The 16,638-nt window shown below is 50.9% G+C and carries 15 protein-coding genes; 11 read left to right on the forward strand and 4 right to left on the reverse strand.

Annotated features, from left to right (window positions below; translation table 11 throughout):
• Positions 1–213: 213 nt before the first annotated feature.
• The gene (locus tag AAGJ81_13645) at positions 214–747 is read right to left on the reverse strand and encodes a hypothetical protein (GenBank protein MEM0967183.1); all 534 of its coding nucleotides are present in this window, start codon (positions 745–747) and stop codon (positions 214–216) included.
• Positions 748–780: 33 nt separating this feature from the next.
• Entirely contained in the window at positions 781–1,818 is a 1,038-nt protein-coding gene (locus AAGJ81_13650; protein MEM0967184.1) for a hypothetical protein, read from the reverse strand.
• Positions 1,819–1,907: 89 nt separating this feature from the next.
• Between AAGJ81_13650 and AAGJ81_13655 the strand changes: the two genes are divergently transcribed.
• The 4 genes from AAGJ81_13655 to AAGJ81_13670 all read left to right on the forward strand — a co-directional run bounded on the left by AAGJ81_13655 (position 1,908) and on the right by AAGJ81_13670 (position 6,380).
• Positions 1,908–2,174: an NHLP leader peptide family RiPP precursor gene (locus AAGJ81_13655; protein ID MEM0967185.1), complete on the forward strand. Its 267-nt coding sequence runs from the start codon at positions 1,908–1,910 to the stop codon at positions 2,172–2,174.
• A 124-nt stretch (positions 2,175–2,298) separates the two neighbouring features.
• Positions 2,299–2,574, forward strand: coding sequence for an NHLP leader peptide family RiPP precursor (locus AAGJ81_13660; protein ID MEM0967186.1), 276 nt, complete (start codon positions 2,299–2,301; stop codon positions 2,572–2,574).
• 197 nt (positions 2,575–2,771) lie between these two features.
• A complete protein-coding gene (locus tag AAGJ81_13665) occupies positions 2,772–4,970 on the forward strand; it encodes a TOMM precursor leader peptide-binding protein (protein ID MEM0967187.1) in 2,199 nt (732 codons plus the stop codon).
• A gap of 84 nt (positions 4,971–5,054) precedes the next feature.
• Positions 5,055–6,380: a SagB family peptide dehydrogenase gene (locus AAGJ81_13670; GenBank protein MEM0967188.1), complete on the forward strand. Its 1,326-nt coding sequence runs from the start codon at positions 5,055–5,057 to the stop codon at positions 6,378–6,380.
• On the opposite strand, the gene AAGJ81_13675 is transcribed toward AAGJ81_13670, so the two are convergent.
• Positions 6,367–8,076 (reverse strand): hypothetical protein, encoded by a 1,710-nt coding sequence (locus tag AAGJ81_13675; protein MEM0967189.1) that lies wholly within the window; start codon positions 8,074–8,076, stop codon positions 6,367–6,369. The genes AAGJ81_13670 and AAGJ81_13675 overlap by 14 nt on opposite strands.
• A gap of 313 nt (positions 8,077–8,389) precedes the next feature.
• Between AAGJ81_13675 and AAGJ81_13680 the strand changes: the two genes are divergently transcribed.
• The 7 genes from AAGJ81_13680 to AAGJ81_13710 all read left to right on the forward strand — a co-directional run bounded on the left by AAGJ81_13680 (position 8,390) and on the right by AAGJ81_13710 (position 13,727).
• Entirely contained in the window at positions 8,390–8,875 is a 486-nt protein-coding gene (locus AAGJ81_13680; protein MEM0967190.1) for a hypothetical protein, read from the forward strand.
• Positions 8,876–8,983: 108 nt separating this feature from the next.
• Positions 8,984–10,027: a hypothetical protein gene (locus tag AAGJ81_13685; GenBank protein MEM0967191.1), complete on the forward strand. Its 1,044-nt coding sequence runs from the start codon at positions 8,984–8,986 to the stop codon at positions 10,025–10,027.
• Between the two features lie 233 nt (positions 10,028–10,260).
• Positions 10,261–10,671 (forward strand): hypothetical protein, encoded by a 411-nt coding sequence (locus tag AAGJ81_13690; GenBank protein MEM0967192.1) that lies wholly within the window; start codon positions 10,261–10,263, stop codon positions 10,669–10,671.
• Positions 10,672–10,790: 119 nt separating this feature from the next.
• Positions 10,791–11,114 carry a phosphotyrosine protein phosphatase gene (locus AAGJ81_13695; protein ID MEM0967193.1) on the forward strand — a complete coding sequence of 108 codons (324 nt, stop codon included), beginning with the start codon at positions 10,791–10,793 and terminating at the stop codon, positions 11,112–11,114.
• Positions 11,115–11,196: 82 nt separating this feature from the next.
• On the forward strand, positions 11,197–11,640 hold the full coding sequence (locus tag AAGJ81_13700; protein ID MEM0967194.1) for a hypothetical protein: 444 nt from the start codon (positions 11,197–11,199) through the stop codon (positions 11,638–11,640).
• Between the two features lie 258 nt (positions 11,641–11,898).
• The gene (locus tag AAGJ81_13705; GenBank protein MEM0967195.1) at positions 11,899–12,795 is read left to right on the forward strand and encodes a DUF4437 domain-containing protein; all 897 of its coding nucleotides are present in this window, start codon (positions 11,899–11,901) and stop codon (positions 12,793–12,795) included.
• Positions 12,796–13,061: 266 nt separating this feature from the next.
• On the forward strand, positions 13,062–13,727 hold the full coding sequence (locus AAGJ81_13710; protein MEM0967196.1) for an SGNH/GDSL hydrolase family protein: 666 nt from the start codon (positions 13,062–13,064) through the stop codon (positions 13,725–13,727).
• A gap of 14 nt (positions 13,728–13,741) precedes the next feature.
• Here the strand turns inward: AAGJ81_13710 and alaS are convergent, their stop codons facing one another.
• Positions 13,742–16,435 (reverse strand): alanine--tRNA ligase, encoded by a 2,694-nt coding sequence (alaS, locus tag AAGJ81_13715; protein ID MEM0967197.1) that lies wholly within the window; start codon positions 16,433–16,435, stop codon positions 13,742–13,744.
• Positions 16,436–16,638 lie beyond the last annotated feature (203 nt).

A 16,638-nucleotide genomic window follows, 5' to 3' on the forward strand; every position in this document is an offset into this window, starting at 1 on the left:
ATGCTTCTTTGGGCCAAAAATCTCGAAGCTGTCTATGGAAATGAAGATCCGCCGGGGCAATTGCTTCACCTCAAGAGCTTCGTCCAATACGCTCTCGAGAATTGGGTTTCCTGGTGTCGGTTAACGCCGTTGGTGGATATCGTCGCAAGGCCCGCTTGAATACGATCAAGGCGCTGGGCGAATGGAAATATATTGGGTCAAGGATCCTGCGGCCTAATCCTCGAATATCTCCAGGACATGCTTGCGGACCTTCTCGTAGTCGCCTCTTATTTCGGCGCGAAAGTTATAGCGCTCGTTGGCACCAGCGCCGGCGCTGTGAAGAATGTTTGTCTGCAAAATCGTGGGGCGGCGGTAATTGTAACTGAATTGGGGCTCGCCATAGCTTGCCGGAGTATCGCCAGAAGCGTAGTAGTGGACACATGCTTCGGAGAGATCGCTTGCGGGTATGTTGAGTTTGCAGTCGACGCTAGGATCCGTGCGGGCGTCAATATGGGGCCGTAGCCCTTGCGTGCTTACCAGAAGGAGATAGGGCTCTCCACAAATCTCCAATTGCAAGTGCTCGAGAATACCGTGAATGATTGAGAGGGCTTGAGGATCTTCAATCTGATTGACTCGATTAAATAGAATACCGCCAGAGGCTCGCATATCCGCGTATTTGCCAGCGAGTTTCGCTGCATATCGATTGAGGTATTCGAAATCATAATCGATATCGACCTCGGTTAGATATTCGTTGGAAAAGCGGATCATGTTCTTGAAGCGATTGGATGGTTTCCGTTGGTGTTACTGGACTTTCCGATAGAAAGAGGCGACGTAGGCCTTGGCAACTGCTTGATGTTCTGGCTCGAAAACGATCTTCACGTAACCCAATCCTCGCTCCAAACAGACTGGGTTATAGCCGATGCTCGCGGCCGATTGCTCAAAGAAAGGTGGCGTCCTATCAGGCAGTACTAGACTGACTCCGGGGAACCTAGTCAGTGCTGACCGTTTTGTATCGCTGCAAAGCCCCTCCGTGGTCAATCTCTCCAACACATAGTTGGCGCGATCCATAAAACTGGGTTCTGGATAATTGAAGTGAATTTCTAAGCCAATACGGGGTAGAACTCGATCTGTAAAATCCAGCTGAAGGATGAAGCTACAGCCTTTTTTTTGAAAGTCACTGATGTAGTCATCTATCTCGCGGAGACAGAACTTCAAATCAAGTGACTCAAGATAGGGCCTGATGCTCGATCCGTTCTTGAAAACCGGGCAGGCCCGAATCGGTTGGTCAGGTCTGCCATTCATGAGACCGATCTGTAACCGGGTCAAGCTACCGAGCTTCTGGACCAATAGCTTGCTGGTGTCTGAATGACTAGACACGCTCGAGAACTGCTTGCAACATCGGTCAAGGCAAATGCGCATTTGATTTTCAGGGCAGACGAGCCCGAAATAGACTGCCGAGAAATGATGTTGGCCCTGATCGTATTCAACCCAGACGTTGTCCATAACCGACCAAAGACCATTCTTGTCGCGCCGATGTTTGGTCAGGTAGTCATGCATTGCTCGAGCTTCAGTCGGACCCTCGTTGAGTACGCCAAGGTCCAGCAAATCATCCTTGGTGTTGTCAACGGTGCTGAATCGAAAAGAGATGTCTGCGTCCGGCGATGCATCTTCCGCTAGCCTAAACTCCCAGGCCACACATCCTTTTGTCAATTCATGAGGTAAGCCTACCATGGCTTTCAGCAACGTTATCCTCTGGCTGGGCCCAAGTAAGTCGCCGCCAATATGCTCCATTGGCTGCCTTAAGTAATCGCTTAGCGTGCGCCTGTTCAATTCATCCATTTTTTACGTCTGTGGATTACAAAAATTTCTTTCGTTTTTGTTGAATAAACACGGCTTTCAGAGTTCGTATGAGAGGCCGATATTCCATCATGAAGGAAACAAACATAATTAACCAGATCATTGCCAGGTGCTGGACCGATGACGCATTCAAACAGTCTTTGAAGAATGAACCTAGGAAGGTCTTGGCTGAGTTTGGCGTCCATTTTGATGAACCGGTTACCATCAAAGTCATTGAAGATGAACCTAATGTGAAAACAATGGTCATTCCTCCGAAACCAGATGAGGGCGAACTGAATGAAATATTGGAAGGCAGGAAGTCAGCGAATGGTGGCTTCAATGGCTGCATGTGCGGTTGAAGGTCGACAACAGCGATTGACGAATAGCCGTGGAGTGTGTGCCATAGCCGAATCAAACGTAATCATGGCTGATTGACACGGCATCTCTTTCAGTTCGGATCACCAACATAGAAATCATATTATCATGGAAGAAGTAAACGTAACTAACCAAATCATCGCTCGATGCTGGACTGACGAAGCATTTAAGCAGTCTCTAAAGAGTGACCCTAAAAAGGTTTTAGCTGAGTTTGGCATCCAATTCGACGATTCGATTGTCGTGAATGTCATCGATGATGAACCCGGCGTAAAAACATTTGTCATTCCCCCAAAGCCGGATGAGGGCGAACTCGGCGAAATACTCGAAGGTCGAAAGGCTGCTACGTGTAGTTCCAGCGGGGAGCCCAATGGTTGCTGTGGCTGAGGTAAGGCGTTCTCCTACTGGCTTCGCGATCTAGAAAGTGGCTGTAACGGTTGGACCCGGTCATTTCCGGGGCAACTACGGCGTTGGATTTCTCGATAGCCTGTCGATATAGCAGGGTCAACTCGGTGGTGGTTCATCGAAGTGCCCTATATCTGACCCTCAAGTTTGAGAATAATTGAAGGGCTATAGCACAGACAATGATCACGGTCCCAAAATTTTCTCCATACTGGCAGCTCATCCGCTGTGGCGAAGAGGTTCTTATTGTAGCGGAACACCTCGACCGTCGTGTTGATGACAATCTCATCGCGGCCGTCCTGCTACAGATAGATGGTGTTCAATCATCAAATCAGATTGCCGCAACATTAGCTCCCAAGATTTCGGCGGATAAAACCTTTTATGTTTTGATTCAGTTGGGAAAGGAAGGGATCATTATTGAACGCGATGATAAAAGGCTGGATGCATCGAGTTCACATCCCGGTTTTGTTGAAAAGCACTGCGATGCTACCGAAAAGGAGTTTCTTTCCCGAATAATTACCGTTGAGGGAGAAACCGACTCGCTGGTCGATCAGCTTAAGGAATTCCTTGCGACTCAAACAGACGAGGAACGCGAGGTATTCGATAAGACTCTTCTCTACTCGACCCGAGATTTCATCTCCAGCCAAACTCAGGCAGCAGCGGCAGATGCGTGGAATCGCGGGGTTTCTTTTTTGCCGGTTAAGTTTTACGGACGCGAGCCCATGGTTGGTCCGCTTTTCATTCCTGGCGAAACCGGTTGCTTTGAGTGCCTGCGGTATCGTTTGCGACTTAACCAGCGCCTGAAGTTCATGGTTTCACTCGAATTCGACGTGCCGTTCATCGCCGAACGGGCTTCGGCCGCTTGGCGGCAAGTAGTTGACCGGATCCGGTCCCACCAGTCTAGTCAATCATCGGCACACACCGTACTTCAGTGGTCCGAAGCGGATGAGGTTTGGATAAGCCATCCCGTCATTGATCGACCTGACTGCCCAATTTGTGGCGATAAGGACTACTGGAAAGACAGTCCGGGGGTCGTCACTATTACTGGTGAAACTCTCGACTATGATGCCGCAAGCTTCGGGCATCGCGTTATCTCAGCAAAAGAAACCCTCAAGCATTTTTCGAAGCACGATAGTCCATTGACCGGAACGTTCGCTTACTATCCTGGTCGTTACGGTGTGCCTGAATACTTTGGTCACTTTGGCTACCTAACCGTTGCGACTCCTCCGGCCCCCAGGGATGAACAAAATACGGGTTTCTCCCAATCGATGGCAGCAGGCGGAAAAGGAGCGACTCGAGAGAACGCACTGGCGAGCGGATTTGGCGAAGCGGTTGAGCGGTTTTGTATCATAAATGATGATGCCCGTCCATTGCATCGGGCCCGTCCATCCGAACTTGCGCCGTCCTCGTGCATTTCCCCCGGTGAATTACTTTGTTTCAGTGATCGTCAATACCGCGATCGGGAACGACTCAACCGCGTAGATGAGCATGTCAATATACCGGAGCCGATGCCTGATGATCCGATCATGGATTGGTGGCCATCTTGGTCATTGACTGCAGGTCGTGCCCAGTGGTTGCCCGCAGCGTTTATCCAACGCAGCCCAAGGTTGGCGTCGCAGCAGTGGATGTCGTGCAGCACCAACGGAATGGCGGCAGGCAATTGTCTGGAAGAAGCACTGATTCAAGGCACTTGCGAATTGATTGAACGGGACGCTTTTGGGCTTTGGTGGTATCACATGCATCATAGCCCGTTGGTTGACTTGGCAACGGTTGACAGCCCCTACATAAAAAGGGTTGAGGAGGGCCTATGCAGCGACGGGTATCGGTTGCTTGCCTATTACTTATCGATCGATACCTGCCTACCTGTTTTTGCGGCAGTCGCGTTGCCAGACAACGACGATGATTTGCCCATGTTCGGCCTGGGATGTCACTTTCAACCGAGGATCGCCCTTGATCGAGCAGTCGCTGAGCTGGGACAGTTCTGGGCATTCGCGATTGATAATCGTTCGCGCGGTAGTGAGCTCAAAGCTACGATAATTAATCAAACTGGAAAACCCTTGGCGCATTCTTCGTTTCTTCGACCAGAGGAAGCAAGGGACGTCGTCGCTTGGAATGAAGTGCCCGGATTCGAGTTTCCCTCGCTAAACGAGGAAGTCGAGTTTTTGCGCGATCTGTTTCTGTCCTTGGATCTCAAGTGGTTGGTGGCTGATATGAGTCGACCGGATTTGCCATTGAATGTAACCAAATCTGTGGTTCCAGGTTTTTGCCACATTCACCCGCAACTGTCTACCGAGAGGCTTTACACTGCACCGCTCAAGTTGGGCTGGCAAAAAGAGCGCACGGATGAGACGGATTTAAACCCAATGCCATTTTTTTTCTAGAACTGGTTTCAAAACTCATGAAAATGGAGTCGCGAGAGAAAATGAAATCAGTTCCAGTCACCTTTGGAACCGTTTGTCGCAGCAATGCAGCGTTCACCATCATTCGCCTACCGCGTGCATGGCGGCCCGCCCTTAGGGCAGGACAGTGAGGCATCGGGTATAGTCCACGAGCTGGGCCATGTGCTCGGAGCTGGCTGGGTTGATGCGGAGGCTTTGGATGAATGGTTTTGCGAACAAGGTCACCAGATCAAGGATTACCTTGTCTGGGAAAAACTACACGAAGGTCTGCAGATTGAGCTTCGCGTAACCGTTGGCGAAGAGTCCGTGTGTTCCCTGAAGGGGGTCGACTCTATGTTTCGACGGAGATTACTCAGCATACCCCCAAATGATGCGAATGCCTTCGCGATGCATACGCTTATTCGGCAATCGGCTGATTCTGTTTTGATTGAGTCTGGAGATTCTACCGTAAGCGTTCAGACCAACTGGTCCATGGTAGCAGACTTGTTTCGTGAATCGCTGGTAGAATCGGAGACAAGGTATTGGCTGAAGCAAGCTCTTGGTTTGCTTGGTATGCTCGACGGCCCCGTCAGCCAGCTGCCCGCAATTGGAAAGTACTGGGAGTTTCACAGTCGGCTTTTTCATCGTTTTTCTTCAACGGATGGAACTCCCTATCCTTCGGGCGGAACCTTCCCGCACATGGGGAGCGAGCCAGTTGCGCCGGTCTTTAAACCGCCGATGACGGACAACATCCTGCGGTTAGCCAAACCCCCGAAGAAACTGAAGCTACAACTCGCCACTGGTTTAGATGACGTGCTCGGTAGCCGCCGATCGCTTCGCCCACAAAAGCCTTCTCCCCTAACGGCAACTGAGCTGGGGGCGCTGTTGCACGCCAGTTTTTATCCACTCAGATTGATTGATCACGAGCCTACAAGTCCCTCTAGCTATGAGGCTTCAAAGCGGCCTTACCCGAGTGGAGGCGGGATGCATCCGCTTGAGCTATATCTGCTCGTTTCCCAGCCCGGCCAGCACGGGCTTCCCAATGGGCTCTATCATTACCGCCTACGCGAGCATTTGTTGGAAGCCTTGCCATCCAATGAAGCCGAGCTGTCAAAGCTGGCACGGGCAACCATCGCCGATTGGCCTGTTTCTATCACGCTGTTTGCGACTGCCCGTTTAGGACGAACCGGATGGAAATACGAGGCAGTCACATTTCGATTGATCTATGCGGAGTGGGGAGCATTACTCCAGACGCTTCATCTAAACGCGACCGCCTTGGGACTTTCGCTCAGTGGCTTGGGTTCGCTTCCGGCTTCGCTTTTTTCTCGAGTCAGCCAAGTTGATTACAATGCGGAACCGCTGATTGGCTTGGCGGCGTTGTGCGGACCGGCAAGCGAAACTACTTCAAAATGATTTCGGCGTTGTGCGATGCATAGACTTGGGACCCGATGCCAGAGGCCAGTCTGATCAGCGTAAGTGCGAGAAATGCCATGACCAGATAGATGTGAGCATGCAGCCAGTCACCGCGCATGAGCGCACGAACGTAGTATTCAATAGCCCAGCCAACCAGAGCAACGCTCACCAAAATGCCTAACATGCCATACAGCCAGAAAATACGCTTCTCACGAGCAGTGCTGCGATTCGATTCAACCTTTTTGCCACTGCCGAAAAGATTCCCTGCAACTTCGCGAAGGTAGGCAAATGACCGTGGGCGGAGATTGGGTATTTCCAGCCAGTCCATCAACACGTAGTAAGTATCCATGCGGATGAATGGATTGAAGTTCATGATAAGCCCGATGAGGCTGATGAACGCAAAGATGTACCAAACTCCTACCCAGAACGGACTCGAGGCCAGCCAGAACATCCACAAGCTTAACCCTAGCAAGACATAGCTTACCAGCGGTCCGCCAAGTGACACGTAGATACGCTGAGCTTTATCAGGGAATTTCCAGGAAGACGTAGTATCGCAGTAGAACATTAAACTACCCATGTAAAAGGTAACGCCTAGCTGGTGGATTTTGCCTCCAAAGTGCTTACAAACTACGCCATGCGCGAGCTCGTGAATCATAATGCCAGCAAGCGAAATCACGTAAGCGGCGATGATCGAGTTTGCGAAGGTATGAAAACCGTGGAAATCCATCAGGTAGATCTCGGTAAGCTTGCCCCAGGAATGAAAGAGTGGAAAGACGCCAGACGTGCCGATCGCTATAAGAATGACGGTGCCGATGAAGTTGATGCAGCGCCGACTCAAACCGTGAAAACGTTTTACGATCCGGTCGGGGTGGGCGATGCTGGCGTTTAGGTTAAACGCGTCCGAAGAGAGTCGTTTGCGATGAACGCCGTGAGCCCGGGAACGCTGTGTTTCCAGATATCCTATTGCTTCCAGTTGCTCATAAAGCCTGAGCATTTTCTCTGGCGGGACGAGTCCGAACTGGCCGATACATGACATGTAGATGTCTTGTAAGGAGACCTTTCCGTCGAACTGTCTGGCTGCGTAGAAGGCAACCGCGTCGAGTTGTAAAATCTCCTCGGCTTTGCTTTCGCGGACAATGCCGGCGGTCAAGTCGTCCGCAGTTCCGTTGTTTTCGGGCTCGAGGCTAATCCCGGTGGCAAGCCGGGGGAATTGTGTTAGGTACCAGCTTAAGCGCTCTTGGCCATCAGGGCGAAGATACTGAATGAACTCGAGGACATAGTGACGGAATCTCTCGTGAACGATGATCCGATCCACTCTATCGTGAACCTTGGTAAACCATTCGTCATTCATCTTTCCTCGCTGGGCAATACGCTGATGGGAATGCTGGCTGAATACATCATGAGGTATCAGTCCTAGCTGTCGGCTGAAACTGATTGACACGCTGATACTGTTTTCATCGTGCTCAAGAACGAGGTTTGTCGCTAGACGCTTTGAAGCCTGCTTGCTTTCAGCAAGCTTCGTCAGTTCTGAGAAGGCCACTCGGACAGTGGCCACGAGATCATTGACCGCCGTTTGCCGAAGAATATTCGTTTCCGCGTTGTATTTGCGAACAAGCTCCTCTGCACGATTGGTTACGTGCTGATCCAGCTCCATCGAGTAAGAGGTTTCGCTATTTTCCTTTCTCAGAAGTCTCATTTTGTTTGTCGGAAAATGCTATGATTTGAGAGCCGTATACCGCGAGAAAACAAAACAGATACAAAGAAAAGAATGAAAAAAGAATCCATCCACCAGCAGTGTGGGAGCTTTGTTTTCTCTGTGTCCTTCGTGGTGGACGAGAATTTTGGATTTGCCTCCTAGCCTCCATTCACCACAAATCCATCAGCACTGGAACCACGCACTCTGAACCGATCGGCGTAGGCAACCCGATGAACTTCCTCATGAAATCGACAACCCAGAGAACGCTGGACCTCTGAGGCAGGGTCGCCTAGTCTCGACTTTAGAAGAAAAGATGAAAAATCTCCTGATCTTCCTATTCGCCATTTTCCCATTTGGAGTCTTTGCCGATGAGACATTCATTTTTTCATCAGAGAAAGAGGATACTCCGTGGCATGGCGTTTTTGAGGGAGTTTATAGTATCGTAACCGCTGATGGAGAAGAGGCTTCTTCTTCGCCAAAGCCCTTCAAATTGTTTTTCCAAGACAGAGGTTCCAATGGCGTCCTCAATATGGCGTTCATAGACGATCAAAATCGCCTTCGGGCTGTGATCACGAACTTACATCTGAGAGAGAACTATTCTCCACCAACAATAACGTCCGAGCGCTTCTATCTACCTCCGATATTCTCCGCTCCAGTTGAATTTGAGGCTACATTTACCGAGGGTGGATTTGATGAAGAACTCATCTCAGGATCTATCACAACGTATAGTCTTTCGCTCGAAGAAGAGCCCTCCGTAGACATGAAGTACATCTTCAAAGCCGGAAGACTTCCTCAGTAGGTTCTAACCAGATGGATCAGGTTAATCGGATCACCATCGCGAGAAGTCCTAAGAATCATCCGGACAGGGGAGTTCACTAGCGGGTTGCCCGTCCTCGACGTTCTGCAAATGAATCCCAAATTGGTTTTCTTTTTAATTCCTGTTCTCGCGTCGAATCTGGCCTTGAATGGTGAGTTATTGCCAACGGTTCCACTGCTTGGCACTCGCGATGGTTCCCAACTTCAAGACTATCATGCTGGTGAAGGGCAGTGGATTCCGGCAACGATCGACACCGCGGCATCGCTGGAAACTCTGATTTCTAGACTTGAAGATGAGTGGTCCCTGCGCTTCACGGGCAAGGGGCAATACATTGGCTACACTGACGACATGTTTTCGATCGCCCAATATGGCGATAAAGCCATACCGCCTCTATTAAAACTAATTGATACGAGTGATAACCTGCATGCTAGAGTTGGAGCGGTCTATACATTTCATCTGATAGGAATTGAGCGGACAGTTTTCGGTGGATTTGTTGAGGATTTTCAAAATCAAGCCGCTCGCGACGCACTCCTTAGCTTAGTAGATAAAGAAGGACTGCAAAAGCTTACGATGGAACTGCTGATGCGGGACCCATGGCCCTATGACGTGCCCTTTCTGTTTGAAGCGCTTCAAGAGTCAGAAGGAAGCGCTTGGCCGATCTCGAAAGCCCTTTTTCGCTACAATTTGCAGGATATCCCGTTTCGTCAGAAAGATCAGATCTATGCTACGGGTCTGATGGAGACGAAAATCACTATCCCAGCTGGAGGAAACCTAAATGATCTCTTGGCCAATATGGAAAGAGAATCCTCTGGGGCAATCGTGGTAGAAGATGGTCTTTTGGATGCCTGGTTATTGGGATGGGAGCCCGGGAACGGCTCATGGCGATTCGGGGGCGATGGCCACAGTAAATCGTCCGTAGCAAAGATCCTTGGGCGGTATGTTGGCCAGGGTAAGCCGTTTGACTACGTGGATCTGGGCAACCGGGTCGACTGGTTTGCTTATCGGGGAGGCGTGTTTATATGCTCTGCGAGTTCGATGAAAGATCGCTGGTTACAGTGGTGGCAGGCTAATACTCATCGCTACGGCCCAAACGATAATTTCGCAGAACAGGTCGCTTTTGGACAACGTCACTAACGCGCCAGAGTTCCACGTTGCGGCGCTGAGCAGCAGCAGTCGCTCTTTAGCTTCCACTTTCTTAGCGACTTCGGAGGACCAGACGGAGGTCAAGGACTGATGCCGTTGATTGCTGCCCTCTCCGCAGTCCGCAAGGAGAAGCATTAGGCGACTCCGGGATTGCCCTTGCCGCCCCAGCGATGTCGGGGCTATCGTTCGAATCCTGCGCGTCTCAACACCGCATGCAGAAAAAAATGAGAACCCTACTACTCGCAACCACCATCGCCGCAGTCTTATTGTCAAGTGGATGCGCGGAGCATAAGCGACTGGTCGTATCAAAAGAAGACTTTAATGCGATCACAGAAAAAGTCTTTCCACCTTTTGATTTTCAGGTAGTCGGCCAGGGAGAAAGTCTATCGGGAAGTATAAGGGAATTTCATATACTGCTGAGACCTACTTCTGAAAACATCCCTTTGGTTTTCGACTTTACAGCTTGGAATGACTGGTTGAGTGGCAAGGATAACTTTACCGGAGTCGGACGAGGTGGAAGTCAAGGGCTCTATTGGAATCAGACTTGGAGGAGTGAAAAGAGAGTGATCAGTGTTGATGCGGTTGCCATGAAGAATGGCACAATAAAGGCATCCTATCTTGAGATTCCCAGGTGAATGGCTGAACAAAGCGGATCCGGTCAATCGGATGACCATCGCGAAAAATCCTAAGAATCAACCGGACAGGGGAGTCCACTAGCGGGTTGTCTGTTCCCAATTCTCTTTCGGAAAAAGAAATGAAACGAATCCTCTTCCTCTGCTCACAAAACAAGTTACGAAGTCCAACAGCAGAGAATATCTTCAGCGAAAGAAGAGGGGTAGAAGTCGACTCCGCAGGCTTAAATAACGATGCAGAAGTTCCTCTTTCGCCGGAACAAATAGAATGGGCAGATTTGATTCTCGTTATGGAGAACACTCATCGAAATCGGCTGAATAGAAAATTCCGAAAACATCTTGCAGGAAAGAGAATAGCCGTCTTGGGGATACCGGACGATTACGACTACATGGACCCAGACCTCATCAAACTGCTTGAGTTCAGATGCGAAAGATACTTCCCATAAAAACAGACCGAACTGGGCGGTGGCATCAATCACTTTCGCGCTCCGCGCTCCTGGCTCCAGACACCTCGACGTTCTTTAAGAAATGAAGAGACTTCAGAGACGGAAACGAAGCAGCTGGGTACTTTGGGCCATAACCTTGGCCTGGGCCCTGCCAATCGGATTTATCGCACTCTTAATTACGAATCCCAATACAATTGCTGCCATCAACGGAGGTTTCGCTTACTCAGAGGTCTACTCTTTCGAGTCCCCAGATCGAAAGACCGAACTAAAGATATCGAAGCGATTAGGGTTTCCGGTACTAGACATGGTCGATCCCGCTATCGTGGTGAAGTTTCAACTGATCGACCGGAACGGAGAAACAAAAAAAGAGAGAATCGAACACTTTGTGGAGGACAGTGATCTCACTGAACCAACAATCGAATGGATTGAAAACAAAGTGATCATTCGGTCGATCAATAGCAGAACTGATTTGGTCGTCGAATTTGCGAATAATACTGAACAAGGCAGTGGTGACAAAGTCGGCTAGCACTGCCCATCAGCCCGCTTGAGGGGTGCAATTAGAGCCACGGGGTAATATGGAAAACCACACCATTCCAACGGAGCGGACTAAAGTCCGCGCTCCTCAAGACTACCACAATGGAGCGCGGACTTCAGTCCGCTTCAGTGCCATTAGCCCGATACGCCGCACTTGTAATTACACCCCCGCTTGAGGCAACGGCGCGATTCCTCTTGCGCGAGCAAGCATGCTCTAGTTCCATAAAGGGGACATTATATCGTTGAGGAAATGAGGAAGAAGGACAGTTGCCTACAAGTCATACTCGCACTTGCTCTTTTCTCCAGCAGTCTGGCTGGGCCCGAAAGTAGCAGCAAAAACCGCACAGAGGTGATTCTCGCGTCAGAAATCGATTGGGAAGCCCTGAATCCTGCTCGCGGCGATAGAAGCCCACAAGCAGGCACACTGTGGGGAGATCGGAATGCTGCGATTGCACCCGATAAGAGTTCTGAGACCGATTGTCCGTTTTGTAGTAGCAGTCTCGTTCCTACCGGATTTCTAGCCAAGTTTGTAGACGGTTTTTCATCACCACCACACATTCACAATGTCACTTATCGCGCGGTTGTAATCAGCGGCTTGGTTCATAACGACGATCCCGATGCGGCTGACATGTGGATGCCTCCCGGCTCCTTCTGGACGCAACCAAAAGGCGAAGTGCACATCACTTCTGCCAAGGGGGAGACGACAGTGGCTCTTGTCGAAATCGATACAGGCCCATACCTTGTCATGCCTCCAGAGGAGGCTTTTGATAGCGGCGAAAGGCCGGTAAACGTTCATGTATCCAATGTCGTCTGGGTAAATCCCCCGACGCTACCCATGAAGGAAGATGGTCCCAGAGTTTCCTATCTTTGGGGCGATCCGGAGGATGGATCTGACTACGGAACATTCATCAAGCTTCCCGCAGGTTTTGAAGGTTATCTTCACAGCACGGGATCCACCTTTCGCTTGGTCACAATTGAGGGTCATCCAGAGTATTTGGGCGAAGAAACAGTCACTTTGAGCCCCGGAAGTTATCTAAGCTCGTCGGGCGATGCGATGCATCAGGTTAAATCCTCCGAGGATAAAGAAAGCGTTTTCTATGTGCGTTCGAATGGTCCTTATCGCATTATTTCAGCTGGAAACACGTAATTAAACCATTACCAGTCGGTGCTCGACATCGTTGCTTAGGCGCCGAGTCCATACACTACTTCTTTGGTGCTCGCGACCAAACCAATAGAATCCATGTGGGACGAACGCATCTTCAATCATCCATGCCCCATGCTTGGCGTTGCGTCCTCCACTTCGCGATGCCCGCAGGGCGTCGCAGAGCTACAACCGTTGCTTTTTGAGTTATAGCGATCAACAACTCTGCGTCGCTTTCTACTGCGAGCGAGCACTACTGTCTGAATATGACAATGCCTAAAAACCAGAGAACTATCCTTACCTATGGTGATTCCATCACGTGGGGTTGTGTGCCCGATAGCGTAAACCTGAAAACCATGGTTTTTGGTCGTTTCGATCATGATGAGCGTTGGACCGGTGTATTGCAGTCTGAGCTCGGCTATGACTACCGTGTCATCGAGGAGGGATTGAACGGTCGAACAACGGTCTTTGACGATCCGCTTCTGCCAGGACGCAACGGTCAAAGCTATCTGTTACCGTGTCTGTTGTCCCATTCCCCGCTGGACATGGTGATTCTTATGCTGGGAACCAACGATCTCAAACCCCACCTTGGTTTGCAGGCTGCGCCGATCGCCAAAGGTATGCGAAACCTTGTCAAGGACGTGAAAAACTCAGGCTGCGGTCACAACGGAAGCAGCGTTGAAATCTTGGTTATGGCTCCACCGCCTATTGTCGAAGGGCGTGGTCTGCTTGCGAATTCTTTTATCGGCAGTCAACGAATCGCCGAAAGACTAGCCGAACACTACGCCCAAATTGCCCAGTTGGAAGACTGTCACTTTGTCGATGCCGGTGGCTCTATTGAGGTGAGCGAGGCTGACGGCCTTCACCCGGATGCCGAAGGCCATAGAATATTGGGAAAGGCAGTCGCTGAGAAAGTGGTTGAGATCTTCTCTGACTAGAGCGATTTCGGGATTTATCCTGAGACCGAATTCGAAAACTTCTGCTGGAAGTTACCCAGTGCCTCCTCCAGTTGACCACGATTCGCTGCGCCCCCCATGGCCATGTCAGGCTTTCCACCACCTTTGCCGCCGAGGAGGCCAGCGAGTTCACGGATTTGGTCTCCTGCTGGATAACCGGCTTTGACCGCCTCTGGGCTCGCTAGGGCAACAATCGAGATCTTATCTCCGAGCTCTGCCCCGAGGACCACGAGACCTTCGCCGAGTTTGGCAAGGGTCTGAGCAGCCGTCTGTCTCAATCCGTTTGGATTGGATGCTTCCGCCTTTGCGATGATCGCTTTGAATCCTGATCCCAGTTCCAAAGCCTTGTCCTGAGCGGCCTCGGCTTCCTCTGCCGACGCCTTTTGGCGCATCCGCTCGAGCTCTTTCTCCAAATCTTGTCGCTGCTTGAGCAGTGCATCGAGACGGTTTTCGATGTCCCGCGGCTGGCAACCCAGTCGATTGGCCATGTGATGGAGCTGATTAAAATTGTTTTCTGCCAGGCGATAGGCGGCTTTCCCGCACACCGCAATGATTCTGCGGGTTCCCGCTGCAATACCGCTTTCCGAGATGATCTTGAAGAGACCAATTTCCCCCGTATTCCGAACATGAGTGCCCCCGCAAAGCTCTTTGGAAAATCCTCCGACATCGACAACACGAACCTTGGAACCGTACTTTTCACCGAAGACGGCGATGACGTCGTCCGGCTTATCTTTGAAGTTGGTTTCGTACCAGGTCACCGGCTGGTTGATCAGAATCGCCTCATTCGCGAGATACTCGATTTCGTCGATTTGTTCTTCGGATACGGCTTCGTAGTGAGTGAAGTCAAAGCGGAGATGATCGTCATCGACCAATGAACCAGCCTGTTGAACGTGGTCGCCCAACAATCTGCGTAGTGCCCAGTTCAACACGTGCGTAGCGGAATGGTGACGTTGAATGGCCTGTCGCCGCCGAAGGTCGACTTTTGGCTCCACGGTCTCTCCAGCGATCTGATCCAGGTCGTTCGTCGGGTCGGAGACGAGGTGGAGAAACTCTCCATTCGGACCTTTCTGAGTTCCATAAATCCGGATCTCCTCTCCTTTAGGGAGGCGTATGAAGCCGGAGTCACCCACCTGTCCCCCCATTTCCGCGTAGAAGGGAGTCTGATCGAGAATGATGGCTTTGGCACCGTCGGGGATGTCGACAACGCCAGTGACGGATACCTGCTGACCGGCGAGGTCCGAGGGCTCAAAACCCAGAAAACGGGTTTGGGTGGCACCGGTCGCTTCCTTCACCTCGATGGTTTCCTTTTTCTGAGCTGCCCGCCCTTTCGAACGCTGTTTTTCCATCTCTCGGTGGAAACCCTCGGTATCGACTTCAATCTTTCGCTCCCGGGCGAGTAGTTGAGTTAGATCGAGTGGAAAGCCGTAGGTATCGTAGAGGGTGAATGCTTCCTTGCCACTGATTCTTCCATCGTCGCATTGCTTTTCAAAAAGCTGCAGGCCCCGATCCAGTGTTTTCTCGAAAGCCGATTCTTCTGACTGCAGGACCTTGCGGATTACGGTTTCCTGCTTCCTCAGTTCCGGGAAGGCGTCTCCCATCTTTTCGATCAGAACGGGGGCTAGACTGGCGAAGAAGCCGTCCGGCATATTCATTTTCTTCCCAAAGAGAATTGCGCGACGAAGGATTCTGCGGAGGACATAGTTTCGTCCCTCGTTTCCTGGAAGGATACCGTCTGCAATCGAAAAAGAAAGGGTGCGAATATGATCGGCGATTACCCGAAAGGAGGTATCTTTCAGCTCGGGCCCGGTGATTTCGTCACGATCTTCCGACATGGTGTATCCATAGTGGTGACTACAGAGTGACTCGAGGCTGGCGAAAATATCGGTGAATAGATCGCTGTTGTAGTTGCTGGGGGGCTGGGAAAAGTCTGTGAAGCCTTTGGTCGTAGCCAAAATTCCTGCGACCCTTTCGAAGCCCATACCGGTATCCACGTGACAGGACGGAAGATCGACGAAGGAACCGTCCGCATTCGCATTGAATTGAATAAAGACTAAGTTCCAGATCTCGATGCACCAGGGAGAGTCTTGGTTGACGAGGATGCCGCCGGTTCCCCCTTTCGGCGTTAGATCGATGTGGATTTCAGAACACGGACCGCATGGACCCGTGTCGCCCATCATCCAAAAGTTGTCTTTCTTGTTGCCCGTCAGAACGTGCTTTTCGGGATCAAGACCCTCCTGCGCGAAGATCAGGGACCAGATTGAGGCGGCTTCGTCGTCAAAAGCAGCCGGTTCGCCGGGGTCCGGCTTGTAGACGGTCGCGTAGAGTCGCTCTTTCGGAAAACCCCACGTCTTCGTCAGCAGCTCCCAGGCAAAATCGATGGCTTCCTTCTTGAAGTAGTCACCGAAGGACCAATTTCCCAGCATCTCGAAAAACGTGTGGTGGTAGGTGTCGAACCCAACGTCTTCGAGATCGTTGTGTTTTCCTCCGGCGCGGATGCACTTCTGAGTGTCGGCTGCACGTTCAAATGGAGCTCTCTCTTCATCGAGAAAATAGGGCACGAATTGGTTCATTCCCGCATTGGTAAACAGCAGATTGGGTGAGGTGGGCATTAGGGATGCCGACGACACGATTTCATGTCCACGTGCGCGGAAATGATCCAAAAAAGACTGCCGAATCTCGGAAGAACGCATCAGAGGAAAAAAGAGGATTAAAGGATGTGGTTCAACAACGAAGGAGATGGTTCTATCTTCGAAGGTCACTCGGGCAAGGTTGTCTCACGAGGATAGAGTAGCATCCCCAACTCGACTGAGCTCGCGGTTCGACAAAGCTCACCGCCCTGAGCCTGTCGAAGGGCTGAAGTCTGCAGAGGCGGATGAGTTCGGTGTTATTAATA

It is taken from the genome of Verrucomicrobiota bacterium, assembly GCA_038744685.1.
Taxonomy (GTDB): Bacteria; Verrucomicrobiota; Verrucomicrobiia; order Opitutales; family Puniceicoccaceae; genus Puniceicoccus.

Bases quoted from the DNA above. Each gene is read 5' to 3' on its own strand.
- AAGJ81_13645 (MEM0967183.1), bottom strand. From the start codon at position 747: ATGATCCGCTTTTCCAACGAATATCTAACCGAGGTCGATATCGATTAT.
- AAGJ81_13650 (MEM0967184.1), bottom strand. From the start codon at position 1,818: ATGGATGAATTGAACAGGCGCACGCTAAGCGATTACTTAAGGCAGCCA.
- AAGJ81_13655 (MEM0967185.1), top strand. From the start codon at position 1,908: ATGAAGGAAACAAACATAATTAACCAGATCATTGCCAGGTGCTGGACC.
- AAGJ81_13660 (MEM0967186.1), top strand. From the start codon at position 2,299: ATGGAAGAAGTAAACGTAACTAACCAAATCATCGCTCGATGCTGGACT.
- AAGJ81_13665 (MEM0967187.1), top strand. From the start codon at position 2,772: ATGATCACGGTCCCAAAATTTTCTCCATACTGGCAGCTCATCCGCTGT.
- AAGJ81_13670 (MEM0967188.1), top strand. From the start codon at position 5,055: ATGCAGCGTTCACCATCATTCGCCTACCGCGTGCATGGCGGCCCGCCC.
- AAGJ81_13675 (MEM0967189.1), bottom strand. From the start codon at position 8,076: ATGAGACTTCTGAGAAAGGAAAATAGCGAAACCTCTTACTCGATGGAG.
- AAGJ81_13680 (MEM0967190.1), top strand. From the start codon at position 8,390: ATGAAAAATCTCCTGATCTTCCTATTCGCCATTTTCCCATTTGGAGTC.
- AAGJ81_13685 (MEM0967191.1), top strand. From the start codon at position 8,984: ATGAATCCCAAATTGGTTTTCTTTTTAATTCCTGTTCTCGCGTCGAAT.
- AAGJ81_13690 (MEM0967192.1), top strand. From the start codon at position 10,261: ATGAGAACCCTACTACTCGCAACCACCATCGCCGCAGTCTTATTGTCA.
- AAGJ81_13695 (MEM0967193.1), top strand. From the start codon at position 10,791: ATGAAACGAATCCTCTTCCTCTGCTCACAAAACAAGTTACGAAGTCCA.
- AAGJ81_13700 (MEM0967194.1), top strand. From the start codon at position 11,197: ATGAAGAGACTTCAGAGACGGAAACGAAGCAGCTGGGTACTTTGGGCC.
- AAGJ81_13705 (MEM0967195.1), top strand. From the start codon at position 11,899: ATGAGGAAGAAGGACAGTTGCCTACAAGTCATACTCGCACTTGCTCTT.
- AAGJ81_13710 (MEM0967196.1), top strand. From the start codon at position 13,062: ATGCCTAAAAACCAGAGAACTATCCTTACCTATGGTGATTCCATCACG.
- alaS (MEM0967197.1), bottom strand. From the start codon at position 16,435: ATGCGTTCTTCCGAGATTCGGCAGTCTTTTTTGGATCATTTCCGCGCA.